This is a genomic window from Halorubrum sp. PV6 (assembly GCF_003990725.2).
Lineage (GTDB): Archaea > Halobacteriota > Halobacteria > Halobacteriales > Haloferacaceae > Halorubrum.
Genome location: NZ_CP030064.1, coordinates 191,062 through 214,058, shown reverse-complemented (window position 1 = coordinate 214,058; position 22,997 = coordinate 191,062). Strand labels below are relative to the sequence as shown.

The 22,997-nt window shown below is 67.0% G+C and carries 20 protein-coding genes; 16 read left to right on the top strand and 4 right to left on the bottom strand.

Annotated features, from left to right (window positions below):
- Window positions 1-10: 10 nt before the first annotated feature.
- From DOS48_RS14745 to DOS48_RS14710, 8 genes are all read left to right on the top strand, one after another.
- Window positions 11-499 (top strand): hypothetical protein, encoded by a 489-nt coding sequence (locus tag DOS48_RS14745; protein WP_127116483.1) that lies wholly within the window; start codon window positions 11-13, stop codon window positions 497-499.
- Window positions 480-920, top strand: coding sequence for a hypothetical protein (locus tag DOS48_RS14740; protein WP_127116482.1), 441 nt, complete (start codon window positions 480-482; stop codon window positions 918-920). Before DOS48_RS14745 ends, DOS48_RS14740 begins: the two co-directional genes overlap by 20 nt.
- Window positions 917-1,600: a hypothetical protein gene (locus DOS48_RS14735; protein ID WP_127116481.1), complete on the top strand. Its 684-nt coding sequence runs from the start codon at window positions 917-919 to the stop codon at window positions 1,598-1,600. The genes DOS48_RS14740 and DOS48_RS14735 overlap by 4 nt, the downstream gene beginning before the upstream one ends.
- The gene (locus DOS48_RS14730) at window positions 1,594-4,863 is read left to right on the top strand and encodes a hypothetical protein (RefSeq protein WP_210755390.1); all 3,270 of its coding nucleotides are present in this window, start codon (window positions 1,594-1,596) and stop codon (window positions 4,861-4,863) included. The genes DOS48_RS14735 and DOS48_RS14730 overlap by 7 nt, the downstream gene beginning before the upstream one ends.
- A gap of 42 nt (window positions 4,864-4,905) precedes the next feature.
- Window positions 4,906-5,343 (top strand): DUF5791 family protein, encoded by a 438-nt coding sequence (locus DOS48_RS14725; protein ID WP_127116479.1) that lies wholly within the window; start codon window positions 4,906-4,908, stop codon window positions 5,341-5,343.
- The gene (locus tag DOS48_RS14720) at window positions 5,340-6,269 is read left to right on the top strand and encodes an NAD-dependent epimerase/dehydratase family protein (RefSeq protein ID WP_127116478.1); all 930 of its coding nucleotides are present in this window, start codon (window positions 5,340-5,342) and stop codon (window positions 6,267-6,269) included. The genes DOS48_RS14725 and DOS48_RS14720 overlap by 4 nt, the downstream gene beginning before the upstream one ends.
- Window positions 6,270-6,398: 129 nt before the next feature.
- Window positions 6,399-7,577: a bifunctional oligoribonuclease/PAP phosphatase NrnA gene (locus tag DOS48_RS14715; RefSeq protein ID WP_127116477.1), complete on the top strand. Its 1,179-nt coding sequence runs from the start codon at window positions 6,399-6,401 to the stop codon at window positions 7,575-7,577.
- 70 nt (window positions 7,578-7,647) lie between these two features.
- Window positions 7,648-7,794, top strand: coding sequence for a hypothetical protein (locus DOS48_RS14710; protein ID WP_168654235.1), 147 nt, complete (start codon window positions 7,648-7,650; stop codon window positions 7,792-7,794).
- A gap of 47 nt (window positions 7,795-7,841) precedes the next feature.
- Here the strand turns inward: DOS48_RS14710 and DOS48_RS14705 are convergent, their stop codons facing one another.
- Window positions 7,842-9,059 (bottom strand): proteasome-activating nucleotidase, encoded by a 1,218-nt coding sequence (locus DOS48_RS14705; RefSeq protein WP_127116476.1) that lies wholly within the window; start codon window positions 9,057-9,059, stop codon window positions 7,842-7,844.
- A 140-nt stretch (window positions 9,060-9,199) separates the two neighbouring features.
- Between DOS48_RS14705 and DOS48_RS14700 the strand changes: the two genes are divergently transcribed.
- From DOS48_RS14700 to rad50, 4 genes are all read left to right on the top strand, one after another.
- Complete coding sequence (locus DOS48_RS14700) at window positions 9,200-9,463, top strand: helix-turn-helix domain-containing protein (RefSeq protein ID WP_127116475.1); 264 nt, start codon at window positions 9,200-9,202, stop codon at window positions 9,461-9,463.
- A 62-nt stretch (window positions 9,464-9,525) separates the two neighbouring features.
- Entirely contained in the window at window positions 9,526-9,837 is a 312-nt protein-coding gene (locus DOS48_RS14695; protein WP_127116474.1) for a hypothetical protein, read from the top strand.
- 85 nt (window positions 9,838-9,922) lie between these two features.
- Window positions 9,923-11,227, top strand: coding sequence for a DNA double-strand break repair protein Mre11 (mre11, locus tag DOS48_RS14690; protein ID WP_127116473.1), 1,305 nt, complete (start codon window positions 9,923-9,925; stop codon window positions 11,225-11,227).
- Window positions 11,224-13,917 (top strand): DNA double-strand break repair ATPase Rad50, encoded by a 2,694-nt coding sequence (rad50, locus tag DOS48_RS14685; protein ID WP_127116472.1) that lies wholly within the window; start codon window positions 11,224-11,226, stop codon window positions 13,915-13,917. The genes mre11 and rad50 overlap by 4 nt, the downstream gene beginning before the upstream one ends.
- 37 nt (window positions 13,918-13,954) lie before the next feature.
- Here rad50 and DOS48_RS14680 read toward each other — a convergent pair whose 3' ends face one another.
- Genes DOS48_RS14680 through DOS48_RS14670 form a run of 3 tightly spaced genes read right to left on the bottom strand, consistent with a single transcriptional unit; the run spans window position 13,955 to window position 15,098 of the window.
- Window positions 13,955-14,395: a hypothetical protein gene (locus tag DOS48_RS14680; RefSeq protein ID WP_127116471.1), complete on the bottom strand. Its 441-nt coding sequence runs from the start codon at window positions 14,393-14,395 to the stop codon at window positions 13,955-13,957.
- A gap of 24 nt (window positions 14,396-14,419) precedes the next feature.
- Window positions 14,420-14,884: a hypothetical protein gene (locus DOS48_RS14675; RefSeq protein ID WP_127116470.1), complete on the bottom strand. Its 465-nt coding sequence runs from the start codon at window positions 14,882-14,884 to the stop codon at window positions 14,420-14,422.
- Between the two features lie 40 nt (window positions 14,885-14,924).
- Window positions 14,925-15,098, bottom strand: coding sequence for a hypothetical protein (locus tag DOS48_RS14670; protein WP_168654234.1), 174 nt, complete (start codon window positions 15,096-15,098; stop codon window positions 14,925-14,927).
- A 101-nt stretch (window positions 15,099-15,199) separates the two neighbouring features.
- On the opposite strand from DOS48_RS14670, the gene DOS48_RS14665 reads away from it, so the two are divergent.
- From DOS48_RS14665 to sufD, 4 genes are all read left to right on the top strand, one after another.
- On the top strand, window positions 15,200-19,219 hold the full coding sequence (locus DOS48_RS14665) for a DNA polymerase domain-containing protein (RefSeq protein ID WP_127116469.1): 4,020 nt from the start codon (window positions 15,200-15,202) through the stop codon (window positions 19,217-19,219).
- Window positions 19,220-19,352: 133 nt separating this feature from the next.
- Window positions 19,353-20,273 carry an ABC transporter ATP-binding protein gene (locus DOS48_RS14660; protein ID WP_127116468.1) on the top strand — a complete coding sequence of 307 codons (921 nt, stop codon included), beginning with the start codon at window positions 19,353-19,355 and terminating at the stop codon, window positions 20,271-20,273.
- 52 nt (window positions 20,274-20,325) lie between these two features.
- On the top strand, window positions 20,326-21,756 hold the full coding sequence (gene sufB / locus DOS48_RS14655; protein ID WP_127116467.1) for a Fe-S cluster assembly protein SufB: 1,431 nt from the start codon (window positions 20,326-20,328) through the stop codon (window positions 21,754-21,756).
- A 1-nt stretch (window position 21,757) separates the two neighbouring features.
- Entirely contained in the window at window positions 21,758-22,972 is a 1,215-nt protein-coding gene (sufD, locus tag DOS48_RS14650) for a Fe-S cluster assembly protein SufD (protein ID WP_127116466.1), read from the top strand.
- The last annotated feature ends 25 nt before the right edge of the window (window positions 22,973-22,997 follow it).

Below are 22,997 nucleotides of genomic sequence, written 5' to 3'. Positions count from 1 at the left end.
CAGGCGCTCCGTGTTCGAGACCCATTTCGACGCCACGTACGCTTGGCTCGGGGTAGCGCTGGTAAGCGTCGCGACCGCGGGTGTTGCCGCCACGCTGCCGGCTTCCCCGCCGCCGGACGCGAGCGGCGTCGCACACACGATCGATTCGGTCGCCGACGGCGCTCACCCGGCGACGGCCGAACACGGACTCGCAGCGAACCGTATTCGGCTCACCGACGGCTCAGTTACGCTCGGCGGAGCGGGCGGAACCACGCGGTCGGCGCTGCACGCACCGCGGATAACACCGGTGTTGGAAGCGCGACACGGAACGTCCGAACGCAGCGACCTCCGTCGAGTGCTCGAAGGAGTTCCGCCGGATGCGGTGTTCAACACGCCCAGAGACCTCGCCGCCGCTGCTGAACGGGCCAGATCGGCCGACCACGAGTGGCGCCCGGCGCCGGATCGGATAACGGTGAGACGGGTTCACTACGGAGGGGTCCATGTCACGCTCGTCGGATAGTTCGCGCCTGTTCGGGCGTGAGAGCGAGAGCCGCGCCGCCGTCGAACCGACCGCCGCGCTCGTCGCCGTTCTCGCGGTAAGCGCGGCGCTCGGACTGTACGTCGGCGCCCTCGAGGACGCGACACCGGAGCGGGCGCGCCCGACGGCCGAGGAGACGCTGGATCGGGTCGAGCCGGCGGTGACGGCGGGCGGCGTCGTCGACCCGCATCGGATGGCCGACATCGACAAGTTTCGGTTCGCGACGACGATCACGCTCGAAGCCGACGGGGAGACCTGGCGAGTGCAGTCCGGCGACGAGGCGCCGACGGTGGCGACCGGGCGGCGGAGCGACGGAGTCGCCGTCGCCGAGCGCCCGGTAACGGTCGCGGTCGGGCCGGGCCGGAACGTTCGCGGAACGCTACGGGCGGTGGTGGACCGGTGACGAGCACCGTCCTCGACGTAACGGTCATGCTCCTCTGTGTCTCCGCGAGCGTCGTCGCGCTCGGTGCGGTGGCCGATGGATCGCCCGCGTCGACACCAGAGGCCGCCGAGACGGCCGATCTGATCGCGACGGAGACGGTGACGGTGACGTACGCGTCAGCCGGCGGGCCGAACGGGACCCAGACGGTCCACGCGACCCGCGCCGAACTGCTTGCCCTGCTGGCGGCCAGTGATCGAAGAAGCGACGAGGCGGCCGCGTCGACGAAGGCCTTCGAGTCAGCGGCCAAGCGAGCGGTTCGGCACGGAGTCGGGCGGCGAGTGCGGATCGACGCGAAGGTGGCAGCAGAGACACGGGAGGAGCCTGCGACGGAACCCGCAGAGACGTCGAAAGGGTCGTCAGAGCGCGGTGTCGTCGAGGCGCCCGGGCTGGGCCCTGAGCGATTCGGGAACGAGACCGAAGTGGCGGACGGGACGGGAGTCCCGTGGCGCATCTATCGGGAACCACGCGGCCAGAACCAGGAGAACAACGAGGCCGCGGCCGGGTCCAACCGTTCGGAACCGGTCACCGTCGGCAGCGAACCGCCGAGCGGTGCCGCCGTCTCCGCCGCGGTGGTCACGCATCCGTTACCGAACGCGAGTGACGGGGAGAAACGGGTCGAGATCGTCGTCAGGAGGTGGTGAGTGTGCGAAACATCACCGGAGAGGAGAAGCCGAAACCGCCTGCGCCGCGGAGGAAGTCGTTCACTGTCGACGAGCGCGCACGAGTTCCGTTCGCGCTGATCGGAGTGCTTCTGTTGGTGACGAGTTCGACGTACGCCGCCGGGATCGCGGATCAGGGACTGATAAGCGAGGACAGGAGCGTGGAACGCGCCGTCGAGCGCGTCGACACGGATTCGACCGCCGCTCTCAGGGCGGCCGCGCGGCAGGCGGCACACGAGGCGGCCGCTGAACCGGTGACACGGGCGCCGGCCGGAGCGAACGCTGGATCTGGGGGCGCGGAGGCGACGCGTGCGGTGCGGAACGGGTCGGCGTTTGAAGACGCGTTTCGGATCCGACTCGCGATCGCCGGCGCGGACGCGCTCGCGGCCGTCGATGCCGAAATCGGCGGTGTGACTGCGAGGGCGTCGCTACCGGTCGTTGACGACCCAGACGATCTATTCGCGGCCCGCGACCGAGTGAAGGTGGAGACCGTCGCGAACGGGACGGCGACGCGGGTGATGTTCGACGACGTGCGAACGACCGCGACGCGCGAGGGGCGCACGCTCGTCAATAAGACGGAGGACCGGACCGTGGTGGTTGCGGTGCCGACGCTCGCCGCACACGAGCGGACCGAAGCGTTCGAAGAGCGACTCGACCGCGGCCCGGTTGAAGGGCCGGGATTGGGCCGCCAACTCACGGCGAGTCTCTACCCGATGGCGTGGGCGCGCGGATACGGTCAGTACGCTGGCGCACCGGTCGAGAACGTCGTCGCGAACCGCCACGTGGAGCTGTCGGCGAACGCTGGGATCGTCCGAACCCAGCGCGACGTGTTCGGCACGAGCGACCCCGACGCGCGCGGCGGAGTCGCGCGTGCGACGGCGCGGACCGGCGTGACCGACCTCCTCAAACCGACCGGGGTCGACGAAGGGTCGTGGACGCAAGCCGTGCTCGATGCGCCGACACCCGGATCGGAGGGGAAGACTCGACACAGCGACACGGACGCCGAACCGAGCGAGGACGCCGCGTTCGAGACGGGAACGGAGATGGACACCGAAGCGAGCGTCTCGATCGGTCACGCGGCCGACGAGGGGGCGACCCGCGTGTTCGACGAGTTAGAGACGCTCATACGGGAGGCGTACCGAGTGGAAGCGAGCGTCGAGACAGCGACGACGCAGACGGTCGACGGCGGAGCCCCGACGCCACCCACTCCCCCGACACGTGGCTCGGACGGGGGGTGGAGCCGCGTCGACCTGACGCGCACGGAGCGGTCACCGGTGATTTCGGGATCCGGTGTCCCGACGGGGACGCCCGCAGGCGTGGTCGAGTCCGGCGAGCGCGTGTCGTTCGGGCTCGCGACCCGCGAGGCGACCGTCGAGCGCGTCGCGGTCGCGGAGTGGCGCCGGGTGGAGATCGAGCGAGGTCCGAACGGAACGGTCGTCGGGAGGACGGTACATCGAGCGACCACCCGCGACAGCGTCACCGACAGATACCGCGTGCGAGTGTCGGTCTCGGGAGCGTACGCGCCGAGCGGGGAAGCGCCCGAACGGGCCACCGCGACGTTCGGCGCGGGCGACGCCGACGACGGTCCGGACCTTCGCGACGTACCGTCGGCGGCACGGTCGGACCTCGGCGTCGATACCGAGCACGGAGTCGATCGGATAGCCGAAGACGCGGTCGAGGATGGAGCAGTGACGCGGGCGACGACCGTGTTCGGGTCCCACTCGGCAACCGATCGGGACGACGTCGCCGCCGCCGTGGCCACGCTCGCGAGCGACGTGCGAGACATCGAGACGGAGGCGTCGATGGCGGACGCCGCGGTCGGCAGAGCGGAGCCGTACGCCGCGCTCGCCGAGACGCTTCGCGAGCGACGTGCAGAACTCGTCGACGCACCGAGGGTGTACGACGGGGCGGTCGACCGGGCCGGAACTGCCGCGAGAGCGGCGTACCTCGACGCCGTGATACGCGAGTTAGTGGCCGCCGCTGACGACCGCGAACGCGCGACTGACGGGTTCCTCGAACGGGTCAACGAGGCGTTCGGCGGCCCCAGCGTCGGCGAGGTGATAGCGAGCCGCGAGGCGGCCCGCGACCCCGGAACGTACGCGGTCGGCAGTGACGGCCCCGGCGGAGCGGTGACGTTCGCCCCGAGCGGTTCGCCCGGATACCTCCCGCGAACGAGTGTAGACGGCGAGACCGTCGACGCCGTGAACGGAACGACGACCCGACCGCTCGCGGTGCGGAACGTGAACTACGTCACCGTCCCGTACGGCGACGTGTCGAGCGGAATCGTCGACCGGATTCTCGGTGCCGGAGACACCGTCCGGGTCAGGACCGCCGGTCGGGCGCTGCTCTTGGCAAACGAGGCCCTGACCGCCGGCGACGACGCCGACTTGCGGGCGGACCGGGACACGCTCGCCCGGCAGTTGACTGGAAAACTGGAGAAGGTGGACGACGACCTCGACACGACGCTCCGCGTTCGGACCGATCTGTCAGGCGACGAGCGGCGGAGAGCGCTCGATCGAGCCGCCGAACGCTACGAGTTGACGGGTGAACGCGCCGTCGCCGTCGGGAACGGGTCCTATCCGGAGCGCGTCGCTGTCGAGGCCGCGAGAGTCGGGTCGCTGTCGCGAGCGTCGGAGGCCGCACTCGCCGCTGACCTGCGAGTCACGGCTCGGGACGCCGCCGGGAGAGACGCTGTTCGGATCCCGACCCGGTTCGTCGACGAGACGGTGAGTGGTGCGCGGACGGTTCTCAGCCACCGGATGAAAAAGCGGCTCGAAGGCGAGATGGCGAAGGCCGGCGCGACGGCCACGGAGAAGGCGAGCGAGAAGGCGGTCGAGGAGTTCGGCGAGAAGTGGTCGCTCAAGCCCGTCAAAGCCGTCGGTGCCGGGTTGCCGGTCGCGCCCGTGCCGGGATACTGGGTGACGACGGTCAACGCGTGGCGCGTGCAGGTCCGCGGGGAGTATCCCCGGTTCGAGCTGCGCGCCGACGTGGGGCCGCCCGGCGAGCGATTCACGTACGTTCGGGAGGCGGGCGACGTGACCGTCGACGTCGGCGGAGAGGCGGTGCGGCTCGGCGAGACGGAGCCGGTCGCGTTCGAGACGCAGACGGTCATAACGATGGCGGTCCCGGCCGGTCCGCCCGGCGTCGGCGACATCGACGGGGTTCGCGACGAGCGCTCTTCGGGGTGGCCGTGTCCCGGTCCGCTCGGGGCGTCGGACGAGGGGCGGGCGTGTGCGGGCTCGTGACCCGACCGCAGTCGTTTTGAAACGCGACGACCGACGTGTTGTATGTTTCACGAAATCGTCATCGAGGCCGCAGAAGACGCGGACGACGTGAACCCCGAGGCGCTGTTGGCGTCGTTCGAGCGACTGGTGAGCGGGGCGATAGCGGAGGCCGGACCCGATCAGATCGTCGAAGAGGCCGGCGTCGAGAGCGCGGCGGTCGGAGCCGCGGCCGCCGGCGACGTGGCAGCGCTCCGACTCGAAGACGCGGCCGCGATCGCGACCGTACCGACCGATCGCGACGCCGACGCGGTCGTCGCCGAACTCCGCGACCACCTGCTGATGGGAATGGCGACGGCGGTGCTGGACGTGGACACGATCGCCGCCGCGATCGACGCGGACCTCACGGGACAGGAGGTCCAACAGACCCTCGAAGGACGCGCCGCGATGACGCTGGGTCAGTTGGCAGCGATCGCGGCGGTCATCGAGCAGCGGAAACCATGAGAGTTGTCGTCGTCGGCTGCGGCTACGTCGGCCTCGAACTCGCCCGACAGCTCGCAGAGCGCGGCCACACAGTGACGGGGGTCAGACGGTCCGACGCCGGGTTAGCCGCGATCAGATCGGTCGGTGCAACGGTCGCCGAAGCGGGAGGCGAGGGCCAAGTCGACGCCGTCCGCGCGGACGCGACCGACCGGGCGTCGCTCGACGCGCTCCCGGACGCGGACGCGATCGTGTTCGCGGCCAGTTCCGGCGGCCGCGGCGCCGAGGCCGCCCGCGACGTGTACGTCGAGGGGCTCGAGAACGTGGTCGATGCGTACGGCTCGCGGGCCGAACCGCCGAACCGGCTCGTCTACACCTCGTCGACTGGCGTCTACGGCGATCACGGCGGCGCGTGGGTGGACGAGGCGACCCCGATCGAACCGACGACCGAGAAGACCCGCGTGCTCGCGGAAGCGGAGCGAGTGGCGCTCGGGGCGACCGCAGCGGTCGGGATCGACGGGACCGTCGCCCGGTTCGCCGGACTGTACGGCCCGGACCGGTATCGGCTCGAGCGCTACCTCGACGGCCCCGTGACGGCCGGGTACCTCAACATGGTCCACCGCGACGACGCCGCCGGAGCGGTTCGACACCTCCTCGAAGCCGACCGCGCACGCGGCGAGGCCGTCTTGGTCGTCGACAGCGAGCCGGTCGACAAACACGCGTTCGCCGACTGGCTGGCCGACGCGTGCGGGGTGGAACGCCCCGAAAAGCGGTCGAAGGAAGCGCGGATCGCTGACGGCGACCTCTCCGAGGCGGCCGAGCGTCGGATCCGCACCAGCAAGCGCTGCTCGAACGAGGGGATCGTCGCACACGGCTACGAGTTCGCGTACCCAACCTTCCGGCAGGGGTATCGCGACGCGGTACGGGCGTTCCGGGCGACGGGTCGGTGATCGGTCTCCGGGGGTGATCTCCGCAGTCGGCCGCGCGCACACGAACTGCGCCCGGCGGCAAGTCGGTGTTATACGCGGCTCGAAACGGTAACGAACCTTGATGTACAGGGAGCGAGTCGACCGGCACGTATGTGGTCTCTGAGCACGGTCGGCGACGGGCTCTCGCAGGCGGAGGCGGTCGCCCGCGAGAACCCGGAGATCGTCGCAGTTGCCGCCGTTGTGGCGGTCGTGGTGATCATCGGCGGCGCGTACGCACTGTTGCGCGCTCGCCGGACGGCCGGCGTGCGGTTTCGTCGGCTGCTCGCCGAGCGCGACGAGATCGCGGTGTTGATGCACCCGAACCCGGACCCGGACGCGATGTCCGCGGCGCTCGGCGTCGCCTCGCTCGCGGAGCAGCTCGGCGTCGACGCGACGGTGCAGTATCCCGGACAGATCCGACATCAAGAGAATCGCGCGTTCAGGACGGTGCTCGACTTAGATTTGGACCCGATCGCCCACGTGAGCGACCTGGCCGCCGAGTCCGTCGTCCTCGTCGACCATAACGAGCCGCGAGGGTTCGCCGGGGCCGACGGCGTCCTCCCGTTTGCGGTCGTCGACCACCACCCCGGCGACGGGGCCGGCGAGTCGTTCACCGACGTGCGGACCGACTACGGCGCGACCGCGTCGGTCATCGCCGAGTACTTCAAAGAGAACGACGCGACGCCGGTGCCGCCGGACAAACACGAAAGCGAGACGGACAGCGACCTCACGCTCCCCACCGACACGGCGACCGGGCTGCTGTACGGGATTCTCACCGACACGAAACACCTCACGGTCGGCGCGAGCGAACCGGACTTCGCGGCGGCGGCGTACGTGTATCCGGGGGTCGACCAGGACCGACTCGACCGGATCGCGAATCCGGCGGTCGACGCGGAAGTGCTGGAGGTGAAAGCGCGGGCGATCGCGGGACGCCGGGTCGAGGGGTCGTTCGCGGTCGCCGACGTCGGGGGCGTGAACAACATCGATGCGATCCCGCAGGCGGCCGACGAACTGATCCAACTCGAGGGAGTGACCGCCGTCATCGTCATCGGCGAACGCGACGGGACGGTCCATCTCTCCGGGCGGTCGCGAGACGACCGCGTCCACATGGGCAACGCGATCGATACCGTCGTGTCCGAGCGCGAGAACGGCGACGGCGGCGGTCACTCGCGGATGGGTGGTGGTGCGATCGCCCCGACGATCGATCCGACGAGCGACGAGGAGCCGGAGACCGTGGACCGCGACGCGCTCGCCGACGACCTGTTCCGTGCGATGGCAGGCGACGTGTGAGGCGACGGTCGAGGAGATCCGAATCGACAGGGACACCGAGAGTTAAGTCGGCGGCGGCGAAGCCTCTAGTATGCGCACAGATTCCTCGATCCGGACGCTCGTCGCCGACGACGGGTGGCTCGCGCTCGTCGGCGTCGGCGTCGGATATGCGATCGCGACTGGACTGATATTTGCGCTGCTCTTCGTCGCGCCGTACCTCGTGCTGCGAGCCGTATAAGAGTCGAAGTCGGGAGCGCGTGGAAACGAACCGAGAGGGGCGTCGCCTCAGGCGAACGCCAGCGAGTCGTCCGCGCCGGTCTCGTCGTCCTGCTGGAGTTTCTCGTGTGCCCCGAGGAAGTCGTTGAGGGTGACCTCGGTGCGGTCGTCGCGGATCGCGAACATCCCGGCCTCGGTACAGATGGCTTTCACGTCGGCGCCCGACGCCTCCGGCGTCATCTCTGCGAGTTCGGTGAAGTCGATGTCGCTCGCGAGGTTCATCTTCCGCGTGTGGATCTGGAAGATGATCTCGCGGCCCTCGGTGCCCGGCTTCGGGACCTCGATGAGGCGGTCGAAGCGCCCCGGCCGTAAGATGGCGGGGTCGAGCATATCGAAGCGGTTGGTGGCCGCGATGATTCGGACATCGCCGCGCTCGTCGAAGCCGTCCATCTCGGAGAGCAGCTGCATCATCGTGCGCTGGACCTCGGCGTCGCCGGAGGTCTTCGAGTCGGTCCGCTTCGAGGCGATCGCGTCGATCTCGTCGATGAAGAGGACGGCCGGCTGGTTCTCGCGGGCGACCTCGAAGAGGTCGCGGACCAGCTTCGCGCCCTCGCCGATGAACTTGTGGACGAGTTCGGAGCCGGCCATCTTGATGAACGTCGCGTCCGTCTCGTTGGCGACCGCCTTCGCCAGCATCGTCTTCCCGGTGCCCGGCGGACCGTACAGCAGCACGCCGCTCGGGGGCGTGATGCCGACATCCGCGAACATGTCGGGGTGTTCGAGGGGCATCTCGACGGTCTCGCGGACCTCCTGCATCTGCTCTTCGAGCCCGCCGATGTCGGCGTAGGTGACGTCGGGCGAGTGCTCGACCTGCATCACGCGAGCGCGAACGTCCGTCTCCTTCTCTAATTTCTTGACGACGGACAGCGAGTTGTTCACCGCGACGCGGTCGTCCGGGTTGAGGCTCTCGCGCATCTCGGCGGTGATCTCGGTGAGCGCCTCCTGATTGTTCCCGTGCTGTTTGATCACGGCGCCGTCGGGCGTGATCTCCTGGACCGTCGCCACGAACAGCGGGGACTGTTTCAGCTTCTTGTTCTCGTGGGTGAGCCGTTCGAGCTTCTGCTGGTACTTGTTGTTCTCGGCGTTCGCGTCGAGAAGCTTGTCGCGCATCTCTTCGTTCTGCGACTCGAGCACGTCGAGCCGCTCTTGGAGTAACTCGATCTTCTCCTGTCTCGACGCCGACCCCTCGTCGTAGGGGAGTTCGACGTCGTCGACGGTGTCAGTCATTGTCCGTAATAAAGCGTCTCGCGCGTAAGAGGTTTCGGGTGGGGGAGAAAGACCGGAGCCGATAGGTGGCATAAATGCTCTAGAGTAATAAAACAGGATAGTAAATATTATTTAACGGCATTGCATAGCAGCGGGTAAGGATGAGCGCCACCGACGCCGCCACCGCGGACGACGACCCCGCAGACCGCTGGAGCGACGTTCGAGACCTGCCGCCGAGCGCGAAGCTCGTCGCGAAAGTTCTCGACTACAACGACACGCTGACACAGAGCGAGCTCGCCGAGGAGACCCTGCTTCCGCCCCGAACGGTCAGGTACGCGCTCTCGCGGCTGGAAGAGGAGAACGCGGTCGACGCCCGGTTCTCTTTCGCCGACGCTCGGAAGCGACTGTACACGCTCTCCGTGTGAGCGAGGCGGTCCGGTCGCGTCTCGGAGCCCCCGCTTTTCACCGATAGCGCCACAGCCGGCGTATGGTCTCGACCGCCGCCGTCAAGCGAGCGCTCTCCGCGCTGGCGACCCGCACAGACACCGCGACGCACCCGTCCGTCGGCGTGATCGACGAGGCCGACGCCGCGCGCTCCGACCTGCGACGCGCCGCGGCGTTCGTCGACGCCGGCGGCCGCGCTCGGCTGGACGAGGCGATTGCGGCCGCCGAGCGCGCTGGCAACGAGGCGGCCGCCGACCGGGGCCGAGAGGCGCGGGCGGCGTTTCGGCGCTTCCGAGAGGCTGCGGCCGGGAGCCGTGAGGTCGGCGACGGCGACGAGCGGCGAACGGGACGCTGAGAACCTCGACAGCGGACCGCGCCCGAGACCACTTTCACTCCGCCCCCGGAACCACTAAACCCGATACCGGCCAAGACCGGGGCAGATGACACGGGTGATTCACACCGGCGACACCCACGTGGGGTACGCGCAGTATCACTCGCCGGTCCGCCGGCAAGATTTCCTCGACGCCTTCGCAGCCGTGATCGACGACGCGATCGACGACGAGGTCGACGCCGTCGTCCACGCGGGCGACCTCTTCCACGATCGCCGCCCCGAACTCGCCGACCTGATGGGGACGATCTCGGTGCTGCGGCGGCTCGACGACGCCGAGATTCCCTTTCTCGCCGTGGTCGGAAACCACGAGGCGACGCGCGGCGGCCAGTGGCTCGATCTGTTCGAGCGCCTCGGGCTCGCGACGCGACTCGGCGACGAACCGACCGTCGTCGGCGACACCGCCTTCTACGGGCTCGACCACGTCCCGGTCTCCCGGCGCGACGACCTCGACTACGCGTTCGCGAGCCACGACGCCGACTACGCCGCCCTCGTCGCCCACGGTCTCTTCGAGCCGTTCGGCTACGCCGACTGGGACACGGAGACGGTGCTGACGGAGAGCACGGTCGAGTTCGACGCGATGTTGCTCGGCGACAACCACACGCCCGACGTCGCCGAGGTCGCCGGCACGTGGGTCACGTATCCGGGGTCGACCGAGCGCGCGAGCGCGAGCGAACGCGAGGGGCGCGGGTACAACATCGCCACGTTCGACGCCGACGCCGCCGGCGGCGACGACCGCGTGGAGATCCGCCGGCGCGCGCTCGACACCCGCCCGTTCGTCTTCGTGGAGGCCACTCTCCACGAGGGGGAGGGAGCGGGTCAGGTGCGCGAGGCGGTTCGCCAGCACGACCTCGACGACGCGGTGGTCCTCGTGGACGTGACGGGCGCGGGTGACCCGGTCACCCCGGCGGCCATCGAGGAGTTCGCGACGGACGAAGGCGCCCTGATCGCTCGTGTGAACGACCGCCGCGAGGTCGAGACGGACACCGAAATCGACGTGAGCTTCGCGGACCCGGAAGACGCCGTCCGGGAGCGGGTTGAGGAGATGGGGCTGTCCGAGGCCGCGCTCGACATCGAGGAGGCGGTCCGCGCCGACACGGTCAGCGACACGAACGTCCGGGAGACGGTGAAACGACGGGTCGAAGAGCGGGTCGAGGACCTCGACTCGTTCGACCGGGCCGCAGAAGAGTCTGGCGACGAAACCGAGGTGACCGATCCCGACACCGAGGAAGGCGAGACGGCCGATCCCGACGCTAACGAAACCGAGGTGACCGATCCCGACACCGAGGGAGGTGAGACGGCCGATCCCGACGCCGGCGACACCGACGGGCAGGTATCGATGGAGGACTACCTGTGAACTTCGACCGCGTCCGCCTCGCGAACTTCAAGCCGTACGGCGACGCCGACCTCCGGCTGACCGAGGGCGTCACCGTCATCCACGGGCTCAACGGCAGCGGCAAGTCCTCGCTTCTTGAGGCCTGCTTTTTCGCCCTCTACGGCGCAAAAGCGCTCGACGGCACCCTCGGCGACGTGATCACGAACGGCGAGGAGGAGACGGAAGTCGACCTGTGGTTCACCCACGACGGCGCCTCCTACCACGTCGAGCGGCGACTCAAACGGTACGACGGCCGGATCGACCACCAGTGTACGCTCGAGGCGACGGGCGGGAGCGACGTGACCCGCGACGGCGCGCGGGCGGTGCGGGAGTTCGTCACCGAACTCCTTCGGATGGACGCGGAGGCGTTCGTCAACTGTGCGTACGTCAGGCAAGGCGAGGTGAACAAGCTGATCAACGCGACTCCCCGCGAGCGACAGGACACGATCGACGACCTGCTCCAGCTCGGGAAACTGGAGACGTACCGCGAGCGCGCCGGCGACGCGCGACTCGGCGTCGAAGACGTACTGGAGAACCGCCGCGGGCGCCTCGATCAGCTCGACGATCAGATCGCAGCGAAAGAGGAGAAGGGACTCCACGAGCGGTTAAACGGGTTAGAAAGCGATCTCTCGGAGGTCACGGCCGAGATCGAACGCTACGAGGCGCAGCGCGAGCAGGCGACGGAGACCCGCGAAGCCGCCGTCGAGACGCTGTCGACCCACGCGGAGAAACGCGAGAAGCTGGAGGCGGTCGAAGCGGAGGTCGACGAGATCGAAGCGGCGATCCGGACGGCCGAACGCGAGCGCGACGAGCACCGCGACGCGATCGGCGAGGCCCGCGAGCGGATCGAATCGATCGAGGACGCGATCGACGACCGACTCGACGAGGCCGGGGTCGACGCGGCGAGCGAGGAGGCCGTCGCGGCTCGCCGTGCCGACCTCGACGAGCGAGAGAACGAGATCCGCGAGGAGCTCGACGACGAGCGGGTGAGCGCCGAGGCGTTCCGCAATCAGGCGACGAACCTCGCGGAGAAGGCAGAGGAGCGCGCCGAGCGCGCCGACACGCTGGAGGCCGAGGCCGACGACCTCGACGAGCAAGCCGAGGCGACGACGGCCGAGGCCGACGAGCGCGAGGCGTCGATCGAGGACCTCCGCGAGGAGGCCGAACGCCTCCGCGAGCGGTTCGCCGACGCGGACGCAGACGTCGGTCGCGACGAGGTCGCGGAGGAGCGCGACCGGCTCCAACAGCGCCGCGGCGAGGTTCGCACGCGGGTCACGGAGATGACGACGGAGCTGAAAAATGCCCGTCAGCGAGTCGCCGAGGCGGAGGAGCTGCTCGCGGCCGGAAAGTGCCCCGAGTGCGGTCAGCCGGTCGAAGACTCGCCGCACGCGAGCCAGATCGACGAGGACCGCGAGCGGGTCGCCGAGTTGGAGAGCGAACTCGAAGGCGCCCGCGAACGCGAGAGCGACCTCGACGATCGGATCGCCGAGTTGGACGACCTCGCGGACGCGGCGGATCGGTTAGACGCGATCGACGAGCAGGTGGACACGCTCGACGAGCGAGTCGAAACGAAGCGGACGGAAGCGGCCGAAACGAGAGAGGCGGCGACGGAGAAGCGCGAACGCGCGGCGACCCTCCGCGAGGAGGCCGACGACGCCCGCGAGGTCGCCGCACAGAAGCGCGAAGAGGCCGAGGAGGCCGAAGCGCGGGTGAGCGAGCACGAGGCGGCGCTCGCGACGATCGACGACACCCGCGAGGCGGTGGACGCGGTCGACGAGCGGATCGAGGCGATAGCCGACGCGGAAGACGAAATCGAGCGGCGGCGCGAGAAGCGGGCGAGCATCGAGGAGGTGAACGACGAGCGGCGGAGTCGGCTCGCCGACAAGCGCGACCGGCGCGACGAACTGGCGGCGGCGGTCGACGAGGAGGCCGTCACAGACGCACGAGACAAAAAGCAGCGGGCCGAAGAGTACCTTGAGAAGGTCGCCGACGAACTCGAACGGCTCGCAGAGCGGCGGACCGAGCTGGAAAACGCGATCGGCGGGGTCAACGGCGAGATTCAGGAGTTGGAGAATCTCCGGGCCGAACACGAGTCGCTCGCCGAGCGGGTGGCCGCGCTCGAGAGCCTCCACGAGGAGACGAGCGAACTGGAGGCGATGTACGGCGACCTCCGGGCCGAACTCCGACAGCGCAACGTCGCCGAGTTGGAGCGCACCCTCAACGAGACGTTCGAGTTGGTGTACGGCAACGACGCCTACTCGCACATCGAACTCGACGGCGAGTACGTCCTCACGGTGTATCAGAAGGACGGCGAAGCGCTCGACCCCGAACAGCTCTCGGGCGGCGAGCGCGCCCTGTTTAACCTCTCGCTGCGCTGTGCGATCTACCGGCTGCTCTCGGAGGGGATCGAGGGCGCCGCGCCGACGCCGCCGCTCATCCTCGACGAGCCAACCGTCTTCCTCGACTCCGGTCACGTCTCCCGGCTCGTGCGTCTCGTCGAGGAGATGCGCGGCTTCGGCGTGCGACAGATCCTGATCGTCAGCCACGACGACGAGCTGGTCGGCGCCGCAGACGAGCTGGTGACCGTCGAGAAGGACCCGCGCTCGAACCGGTCGACGGTACACCGCGAAGACGCCGCCGAACTGGACGTGGCGTCGCTCGCCGACGACTGAACCTACCGCTCGCCTGCCGCGAGTATTTATAAATAGCTCACGCGGGGTCGTCCGTACCGGCCCGCAGCAGCCCCAGCGCTTCGACGGCGACCGGGGTCGCCTCGTAGCCGCGTTGTCCGGCGACTGTGGCCTGGTCTATCAGGCCGGCCGCACGGAACTCCGTGAGCGTCCCGTGAAGGTCCGACTCGCACATGTCGGTCGCGTCGAGGAGGTCGACAGCGGCGATCGGTCCCTCGTCGACGACCACCGCGAGGAGGCCGAGCGATCGGTCGTCGCGGACCGCGCCGACCGTCTGCCGAACCGAGGCCGGCACGCCCGAGGCGGCGGTCGCGAGCGGGGACTCGCCGTCGACGACGCGGAGGTCCTCGTTGTCGACGTACCGCTCCTCGCCGGTGGCCGGGTCTCGGACGCGGCTCGACTCGCTGGACCGTTTCACGAGGAGGTACGTCCGGCCGGTCGCGTCACGAACCGTTTGCATGGATTGGCAAAAGCGGGTGGGCGGTCATGACGCTTCCGGGGGGGTGGCGTCCGTATCGGAGTCGTCGGGAGCGGTCGGGTCGCTGTCTGCATCGGCGTCGGCCGACTCCTGCCTTCCGTCTTCCTGTTTTCCGTCTTCTTCCTCCTTCTCGTCCCGCGAACGCTTCCACGAGCGATACGTCTGATAAGTGCGAACGCCGGCGAGAAGGCCGACGAGAAACAGCGCCGGACCGATCCGCGACCGCCCCTGAAAGAACCACAGCATGGGGCCAAGCGAAACGAAGAGGACGGCAGCGTTGGCGTAGATGACGGCGACGACGAACGCGCGGAGGGTCTTCGAATCGACGTCGCTTGCGCCCTCGAAGTCGCCGCCGTCGTCGAACGTCTTCACCGAGGGTGCCTTCGGGATATCGGGCGTCATCTTCCGTTCGGCGTCGGAGCTCTCGCCGACGGATATCTCGCCCTCGTTGTCCTCGTCGAGGCTAAACACGGGTTACTGTACGCGGGGACGGGCAAAAGGGGTTCCGTCGTTACGTCGCGTCGGCGAGGCGGACCGTTTGACTCGCCTCGACCCAGGCGAGGGGGTTCGCCGCGTCGAAGATCACCACGTTCCCGTCGTCCTCGTACGCCTCCACCTCGGCGTCGACCGCGTCGCTGCCGGTCGGGCGAGCCACCTCAGCGTCGGAACGTGGATCCGATGACATAGCGTGTGGTATGATTTCACACATTAAAGCCCTTTCTGTGGCGGGAGTCCTCGCCGCACCCGAAAGCCGAGTTTTTTTGCTCGGTACGCCGAACGAGGGGTATGACTCAGTCGGGGCTGTCTGACTTCTCGTCGGCCGGATCGGCGGGCGACGGCACAGCGGACAGCGCAGAGGCCGAACGGAAGGACCTGGCCGCACAGGAGGCGGCCGCCGTCGCCGGCGGCGGACGCGGACACGTCAGCGACGTGGTCGACGTCGACGAGGCGAAGTTCCCGGAGTCGACGGGGACCGTCGAGTTGATGATCACTCAGATCGACTACGCCGTGGAGGGGTACGGCAGCGACGAGTACCCGGTCGTTCACGTGTTCGGCCGCCGGCCGGTCGAGGGCGGCGACGACGCCGTCGAGCACGTCCGCGTGATCGGCGTCGAGCCCTACTTTTACGTGCCGACGGCCGACCTCGACCGCGATCCGACCGAAGCGTACGACGTGGTGATCGGCACGCGAGAGGAGAACGTCGCGGGCGAACCGTACGAGAGCATCCGCGGCGAACCGCTCACGCGGATCGTCACGCGCACGCCCCGAGACGTCGGGAGCATCCGCGACGACTTCGAGACCAGTTTCGAGGCAGATATTCTCTTCCCGAACCGCTTTTTAATCGACAACGGACTCAACGGCGGCCTCCGCGTCGAAGAGCGGCGGCTCGACGACGAGGACGGGACGATACAGGTCCACGAGGGGCACCTCGAACCCGCCGCGGTCGAGGCCGACATGCGGGTGAACACCTTCGACATCGAGGTCGACGACCGACGCGGGTTCCCCGAGGACGGCGAGGAGCCGATCATCTGTCTCACCAGCCACGACTCCTACGACGACGAGTACGTCGTCTGGCTGTACGACGCCCCGGAAGCCGAGGTCCCGGCGCCGGAGGATCTGCCAGAGTATAAGGGAATCGTAGGCGACGAAAACGAGAGGCTCAACTTCGAGGTCCGGACGTTCGAGGAGGAAGCCGCGATGCTCGACGCGTTCGTCGACTACCTCCAAGACACCGACCCGGATCTCATGACCGGGTGGAACTTCGAGGATTTCGACGCGCCGTACGTTCTCGACCGATTGGAACTGCTGGATGAGACCTGCGAGTACGACCTCGACATCGACCGCCTCTCCCGGATCGGCGAGGTGTGGCGGTCCGGCTGGGGCGGCCCGGATATTAAAGGCCGAGTCGTCTTCGACCTCCTCTACGCCTACAAGCGCACGATGTTCACCGAGTTGGAGTCGTACCGACTCGACGCGGTCGGCGAGCGCGAACTCGGGGTCGGCAAGGAGCGCTACACGGGCGACATCGGCGACCTCTGGGAGCAGGACCCAGAGCGCTTACTGGAGTACAGCATCCGCGACGTGGAGCTGTGCGTCGAGATAGACCGGAAACAGGACGTGATCGCCTTCTGGGACGAGGTGCGCACCTTCGTCGGCTGTAAGATCGAGGACGCGCCGACGCCCGGCGACACCGTCGACATGTACGTCCTTCACAAGGCGTTCGGGAAGTTCGCGCTCCCGACGAAGGGCCAACAGGAGTCGGAAGATTTCGAGGGCGGCGCCGTCTTCGACCCGATCACGGGCGTCAAGGAGATGGTGACGGTCCAGGACCTGAAGAGCCTCTACCCGATGTGCATGGTGACGATAAACGCCGGCCCGGAGACGAAGGTCGACCCCGCGGCGTACGACGGCGAGACGTACGTCGCGCCCAACGGGACCCACTTCCGGAAGGAGCCGGACGGGATCATGCGCGAGATGGTCGACGAGCTCCTCACCGAGCGCGAAGAGAAGAAGTCGCTCCGGAACGACCACGACCCCGGCACCGAGCCCTACGAGCAGTTCGACCGACAGCAGGGTGCTGTGAAGGTTATTATGAACTGCTTCACGCCGGACACCGAGGTCGTGACCCCCGACGGCGTGCGACCGATCACGGATTTGGAGGTCGGTGACGCCGTCTACTCGCTCGATCCCGACACGGAAGAGATGACAGTCAAGACCGTCGAGGAGACCCACGCGTACCCCGACTACCGGGGAGAACTCGTCGACATGGAGACCTCGAAAATCGACTTCCGCGTGACGCCGAACCACCGGATGGTGGTCCGGAAAAACGAGACGAACGGGGTGACGGAAGACGGATACAGCTTCGTCGAGGCCGGCAATCTCGACCGCGCGACCAACTACGAACTGCCTCACGACTGGGACGGCCCCGACGGCGAACGGGTCGACGAAGTCGATCTGACCGAGGCCATCGACGGCGAGTACGAGGTGTGGGTTCGACCGAGCGTCCACGGCCATACGTTCACCGCCGAACTCGGCTGGACGCCGCGGCGCGTTCCGAAGGCGGATGTCGGACAGACCGGCTACGTGTTCACCGCCTCGGAGTTCGAGGAACACCGCGAGTACGTCGAGTCGGTGTGCGAGACGAGTTTCGTCCACCGCGAGTCAGGTCGGAAGTGGATCCCGAGAACGTTCGACGGGGACGAGTTCCTCGAACTGCTCGCGTGGTACGTTACGGAGGGGAACGTGTACACGTCCGAAGAGAAGGAGTTTGGCGACAACCGTCGGGGCTCGGCGACGACGGTGACGATCGCACAGGACGCTGTGGCGGACGGCGGCGACTCCGACCACGAGACGATCGGGGATCTCCTCGATCGGATGGGGCTCGACTACTACGTCGACGACCAGAGCTATCAGTTCACCTCGGAGTTGCTCGGAGACTTCCTCCGAGACCGCTGCGGCGATGGGAGCTTCGCCAAGCGGATCCCGGACCGCGTCTTCGAGGCGACGAGGGCGCAGAAACGCGCGTTCCTGGAGACGCTGATCGACGGCGACGGTGATCGACAGACCGGCTCATGGCGGTACACGACGTCGAACGAGCGGTTACGGGACGACGTGCTCCGCCTCTGTGCTCACCTCGGGATCACCGCGAGCTACAACCGAGACAGCGGGAGCTGGCGAGTTTACGTCACGGAAGGCGGGAAAAACACGCTTCGGATGCACCGGAGCGGGTCCCGGAGCGAGGCCGAAGACGGCGTCTACTGCGTGACTGTCGAAGACAACCACACGCTCCTCGCGGGGCGGAACGGGAAGTTCCAGTTCGTCGGGCAGTCGTTGTACGGCGTGACGGGGTGGGACCGGTTCCGACTCTACGACAAAGAGGGCGCGGCGGCCGTCACGGCGACCGGTCGCGAGGTCATCGACTTCACCGAGGAGGCCGCAAACGAGCTCGACTACGAGGTTGCGTACGGTGACACGGACAGCGTCATGCTTTCGTTGTCAGACATGTCGAAGGAGGAGGCGATCGAGACCTCCTTCGAGATAGAAGACCACATCAACGAGCGCTACGACGACTTCGCCCGCGACGAGTTGAACGCCGAGTTCCACCGGTTCCAGATCGAGTTCGAGAAACTCTACCGGCGGTTCTTCCAGGCGGGCAAAAAGAAGCGATACGCCGGCCACATCATCTGGAAGGAGGGGAAAGACGTCGACGACATCGACATCACCGGCTTCGAATACAAGCGCTCGGACATCGCACAGATCACGAAGGAGGTCCAGCAGAACGTCATCGAGACGATCGTGACGGGCGACGATATCGACGCGGACTTAGAGGAGGTGAAATCGTACCTCGTCGACGTCATCGCGCGGGTTCTCGACGGCGAGATGGACCTCGACGAGATCGGGATTCCGGGCGGGATCGGCAAGAAGCTCGACGCCTACGACACCCCGACCGCGCAGGTGCGAGGCGCAAAGTACGCGAACCGGATGCTCGGGACCAACTTCGGCAGCGGGTCGAAGCCGAAGCGGCTCTATCTGAAGAAGGTCCACCCCGACTTTTGGCAGCGGATGGAAAAAGAGGAGGGATTCGACCCACAGCGAGACCACCTGTACGGGGAGTTCAAACGCGATCCGGACGTGATCTGTTTCGAGTACGCCGACCAGGTCCCCGAGGAGTTCGAGGTCGACTGGGAGAAGATGCTGGACAAGACGTTGAAAGGGCCGATCGAGCGCGTGATAGAGGCGCTGGGGATGTCGTGGGAGGAGGTCAAGACGGGCCAAGAACAGACCGGGCTCGGCTCGTTCATGTAGCCGAGTCGTGTTGGACAAAACTGTTTTCGATCGTCGAAAAAATTCTTATCCTATTTTGGATATTCTACGGGTGGATTCGTAACCATTAACCTCCTCAACCCACTCTATTGATCCACGAGGCACGAGAATACATATGGCAACTCTCGAAATCAACGATCTTCACGCACGAGTGGCGGAAGAGGGCGGCGAACGTATTCTTCGCGGGGTCGACTTGACCGTCGAGTCCGGAGAGATCCACGCGCTGATGGGTCCCAACGGCTCCGGGAAGTCGACGCTTGCGAAGGTAATCGCCGGACACCCGGCCTACGAGGTCACGGGCGGCGAGGTCCTGCTCCACCTCGACGAAGAGGACGTCGCTGACATCGACGGCGACCTCGACGACGAAGATTACCACTGGGAGCTGCTCGAACTCGAACCCAACGAGCGCGCCGCGCTCGGCATCTTCCTCGGGTTCCAGTACCCGGCGGAGATCGAGGGTGTCACGATGACGAACTTCCTCCGTCAGTCCCTCAACGCCAAGGCGGACGAGCGTGAGGAGCTGTTCGAAGACGAGGACGCCGAAGCGGCCGACGACGACGACGGGGACGCCGGCTACGAGACCTCCCCGATGGAGGGTCCCGCCGACGACGGCGAGATCGGTGTCGCGGAGTTCCAGGAGATTCTCTCGGAGAAGATGGAACTGCTCGACATGGACGAGAGGTTCATGCAGCGGTACCTCAACGCCGGCTTCTCCGGCGGCGAGAAGAAACAGAACGAGGTCCTGCAGGCCGCAATGTTAGAGCCCGCGGTCGCCGTCCTCGACGAGATCGACTCGGGGCTGGACATCGACCGACTGCAAGACGTCTCGAAGGGGATCAACGCGCTCCGCGACGAGCAGGGCACGGGCGTCCTCCAGATCACTCACTACCAGCGGATCCTCGACTACGTCGAACCCGACCACGTCCACGTCATGCTTGACGGCGAGGTCGTCAAGAGCGGCGGCCCGGAGCTCGCCGAGAAGCTCGAGGACAAGGGGTACGACTGGGTCCGCGAGGACGCGTTCGAGGCCGCGTAACCGATTATGGTCACTCAACAGGAATAAACGGGGCAACACGTAACATACTATCATGAGTTCACAACAAGACGACCTCAAAGAGACAGACACCGAGGCCCGCTTCGAGTTTAAAAAGGAGGAGAAGTCCGCCTTCAAGACCGACAAGGGTCTCACCGAGGAGACGGTCCGCGTCATCTCGGAGGACAAAGACGAACCGGAGTGGATGTTAGAGCGGCGCCTGCGCGCGCTCAAGCAGTACCAAGAGATGCCGATGCCGACCGACTGGCCCGGCCAGCCGGACCTGAGCGAAGTCGACATCGACGAGATCGTTCCGTACATCCGGCCCGACGTCGACGTTCGGGCGGGCGTCGACGACTGGACGGAACTGCCGGACGAGATCAAAGACACCTTCGACAAACTGGGCATCCCGGAGGCCGAGAAGAACGCGCTCTCCGGCGTCGGCGCCCAGTACGAGTCGGAGGTCGTCTACCAGAACATGCAGGAGCGGTGGGAAGAGAAGGGCGTCATCTTCTGTAACATGGACGAGGCCGTCCAGGAGCACGAAGAGCTCGTCCGCGAGCACTTCATGACGAAGTGCGTCCCCCCGAGCGACAACAAGTTCGCCGCGCTGCACGGCGCCATCTGGTCCGGCGGCTCGTTCGTCTACGTGCCGGAGAACACCACGGTAGACATGCCGGTCCAAGCGTACTTCCGGATGAACTCCGAGGGGATGGGCCAGTTCGAGCACACGCTCATCATCGCCGAGGAGGGCTCCGAGGTCCACTACATCGAGGGCTGTTCCGCGCCGAAGTACTCGGCGTTTAACCTCCACTCCGGCGGCGTCGAGGTCTTCGTCGGCGAGGACGCACACGTCCAGTACTCGACCGTGCAAAACTGGTCGAAGAACACCTACAACCTGAACACGAAGCGCGCCATCGCCGAGAAGGGCGGGCGCATGGAGTGGATTTCCGGGTCGATGGGGTCGAAGGCGACGATGCTGTACCCGTCGACGATCCTGAAGGGTCGCGGCGCCTCCGACAACCACATCACCATCGCCTTCGCGGGCGAGGGCCAGAACATCGACACCGGCGCGAAGGTGTACCACAACGCGCCCGAGACCAAATCGACCATCGAGTCGAAATCGATCTCGAAGGACGGCGGCCGCACGAACTACCGGGGTCTCGTCCACATCGCCGACGGCGCCGAGAACTCCTCGACCGCCGTGGAGTGCGACGCGCTGATGTTCGACAACGAGTCGACCTCCGACACCATGCCGTACATGGAGATCAACGAGTCGAAGGTCGACGTCGCCCACGAGGCGACCGTCGGGAAGATCGGCGACGAGGACATCTTCTACCTGCAGTCGCGCGGTCTCGACGACGACGACGCCAAACAGATGATCGTTTCGGGCTTCATCGAGCCCATCACGGAAGAGTTGCCCATCGAGTACGCGGTCGAACTCAACCGGCTCGTCGAACTCGAGATGGAGGGCTCGCTCGGATAATATGAGTACGCAAGCAATCGAGAGCCTCTCTGAGGACACGGTACGACGCATCGCCGACGAACGCGACGAGCCCGAGTGGCTCTTAGAGACCCGTCTGAACGCGCTTTCGGCGCTTGAGACGGCCGACCTCCCCGACGTTATCCAGACGCCGGGGCGCCGCTGGACGGACTTAGAGGCCCTCGACTTCGAGTCGCTGGTCGATCCGCTCAACCAGTCGGACACCACGGAGCGATCGGCCGGAGACGACGAGGTCGTCGTCCTCCCCTTCACCGAGGCGTTCGACGAGTACGGCGACGTCATCGAGGCGAACTTCGGGTCCGTACTCGACCCCGAACACAACTACTTCACCGCGCTGTCGGTCGCGCTCTTCACCACCGGCACCTTCGTCTACGTCCCCGAGGGCGTCGATGTCGAGGACGTGACGGTGCGCGCGGAGATGAACTCCCGCTCGCTTTTCAGCCAGACGCTCGTCGTCGCCGAGGAGTCGTCGTCGGTGACGATTCTCGAATCGATCGAGTCCGGTGAGGGTAGCGTCGACGGCGACCGGTACTTCTCGAACCTCGTCGAAATCGCCGCGGGCGAGAACGCGAGCGTGCAGTTCGGCTCGCTACAGAACCTCGACGACGAGACGTACACCTACTCGCTGAAACGCGCCGTAACCGACGCGTACTCGACGGTCGACTGGATCGAGAGCAACTTCGGTTCGAAGCTCACCCGCTCCGACGTCGAGACCGAACTGAACGGCGACGGCTCCGAGAGCCAGATCGTCGGGACGTTCTTCGGGACCGACGACCAGCACTTCGACATCAACGCCCGCGTCTGGCACCAGGCCGAGCACACGACGGCCGACCTGGTCACGCGCGGCGTGCTCGACGACGTGGCCCGCTCGGTCTACGAGGGCGTCCAAGACGTCGGCAACGACGCGTGGAACACCTCGAGCTACCAGCGCGAGAACACGCTGATGCTGTCGGACGACGCCGAGGCGGACGCGTCGCCGAAGCTGATCATCCACAACCACGACACCGAGGCGTCGCACTCGGCGACGGTCGGACAGGTCGACGCGGAGGACCTGTTCTACTTGGAGAGTCGGACGATCGACTCGCGCACGGCGCGGAACATGCTCGTCGAGGGCTTCTTCGTTCCCGTGTTAGAGGAGATCGCGGTCGACGAGTTCCGCGACGACGTCAAGGAACTCGTCTTCGAGCGACTGCAGTAGTCGCGCACGGCGACCGACGCTCCAA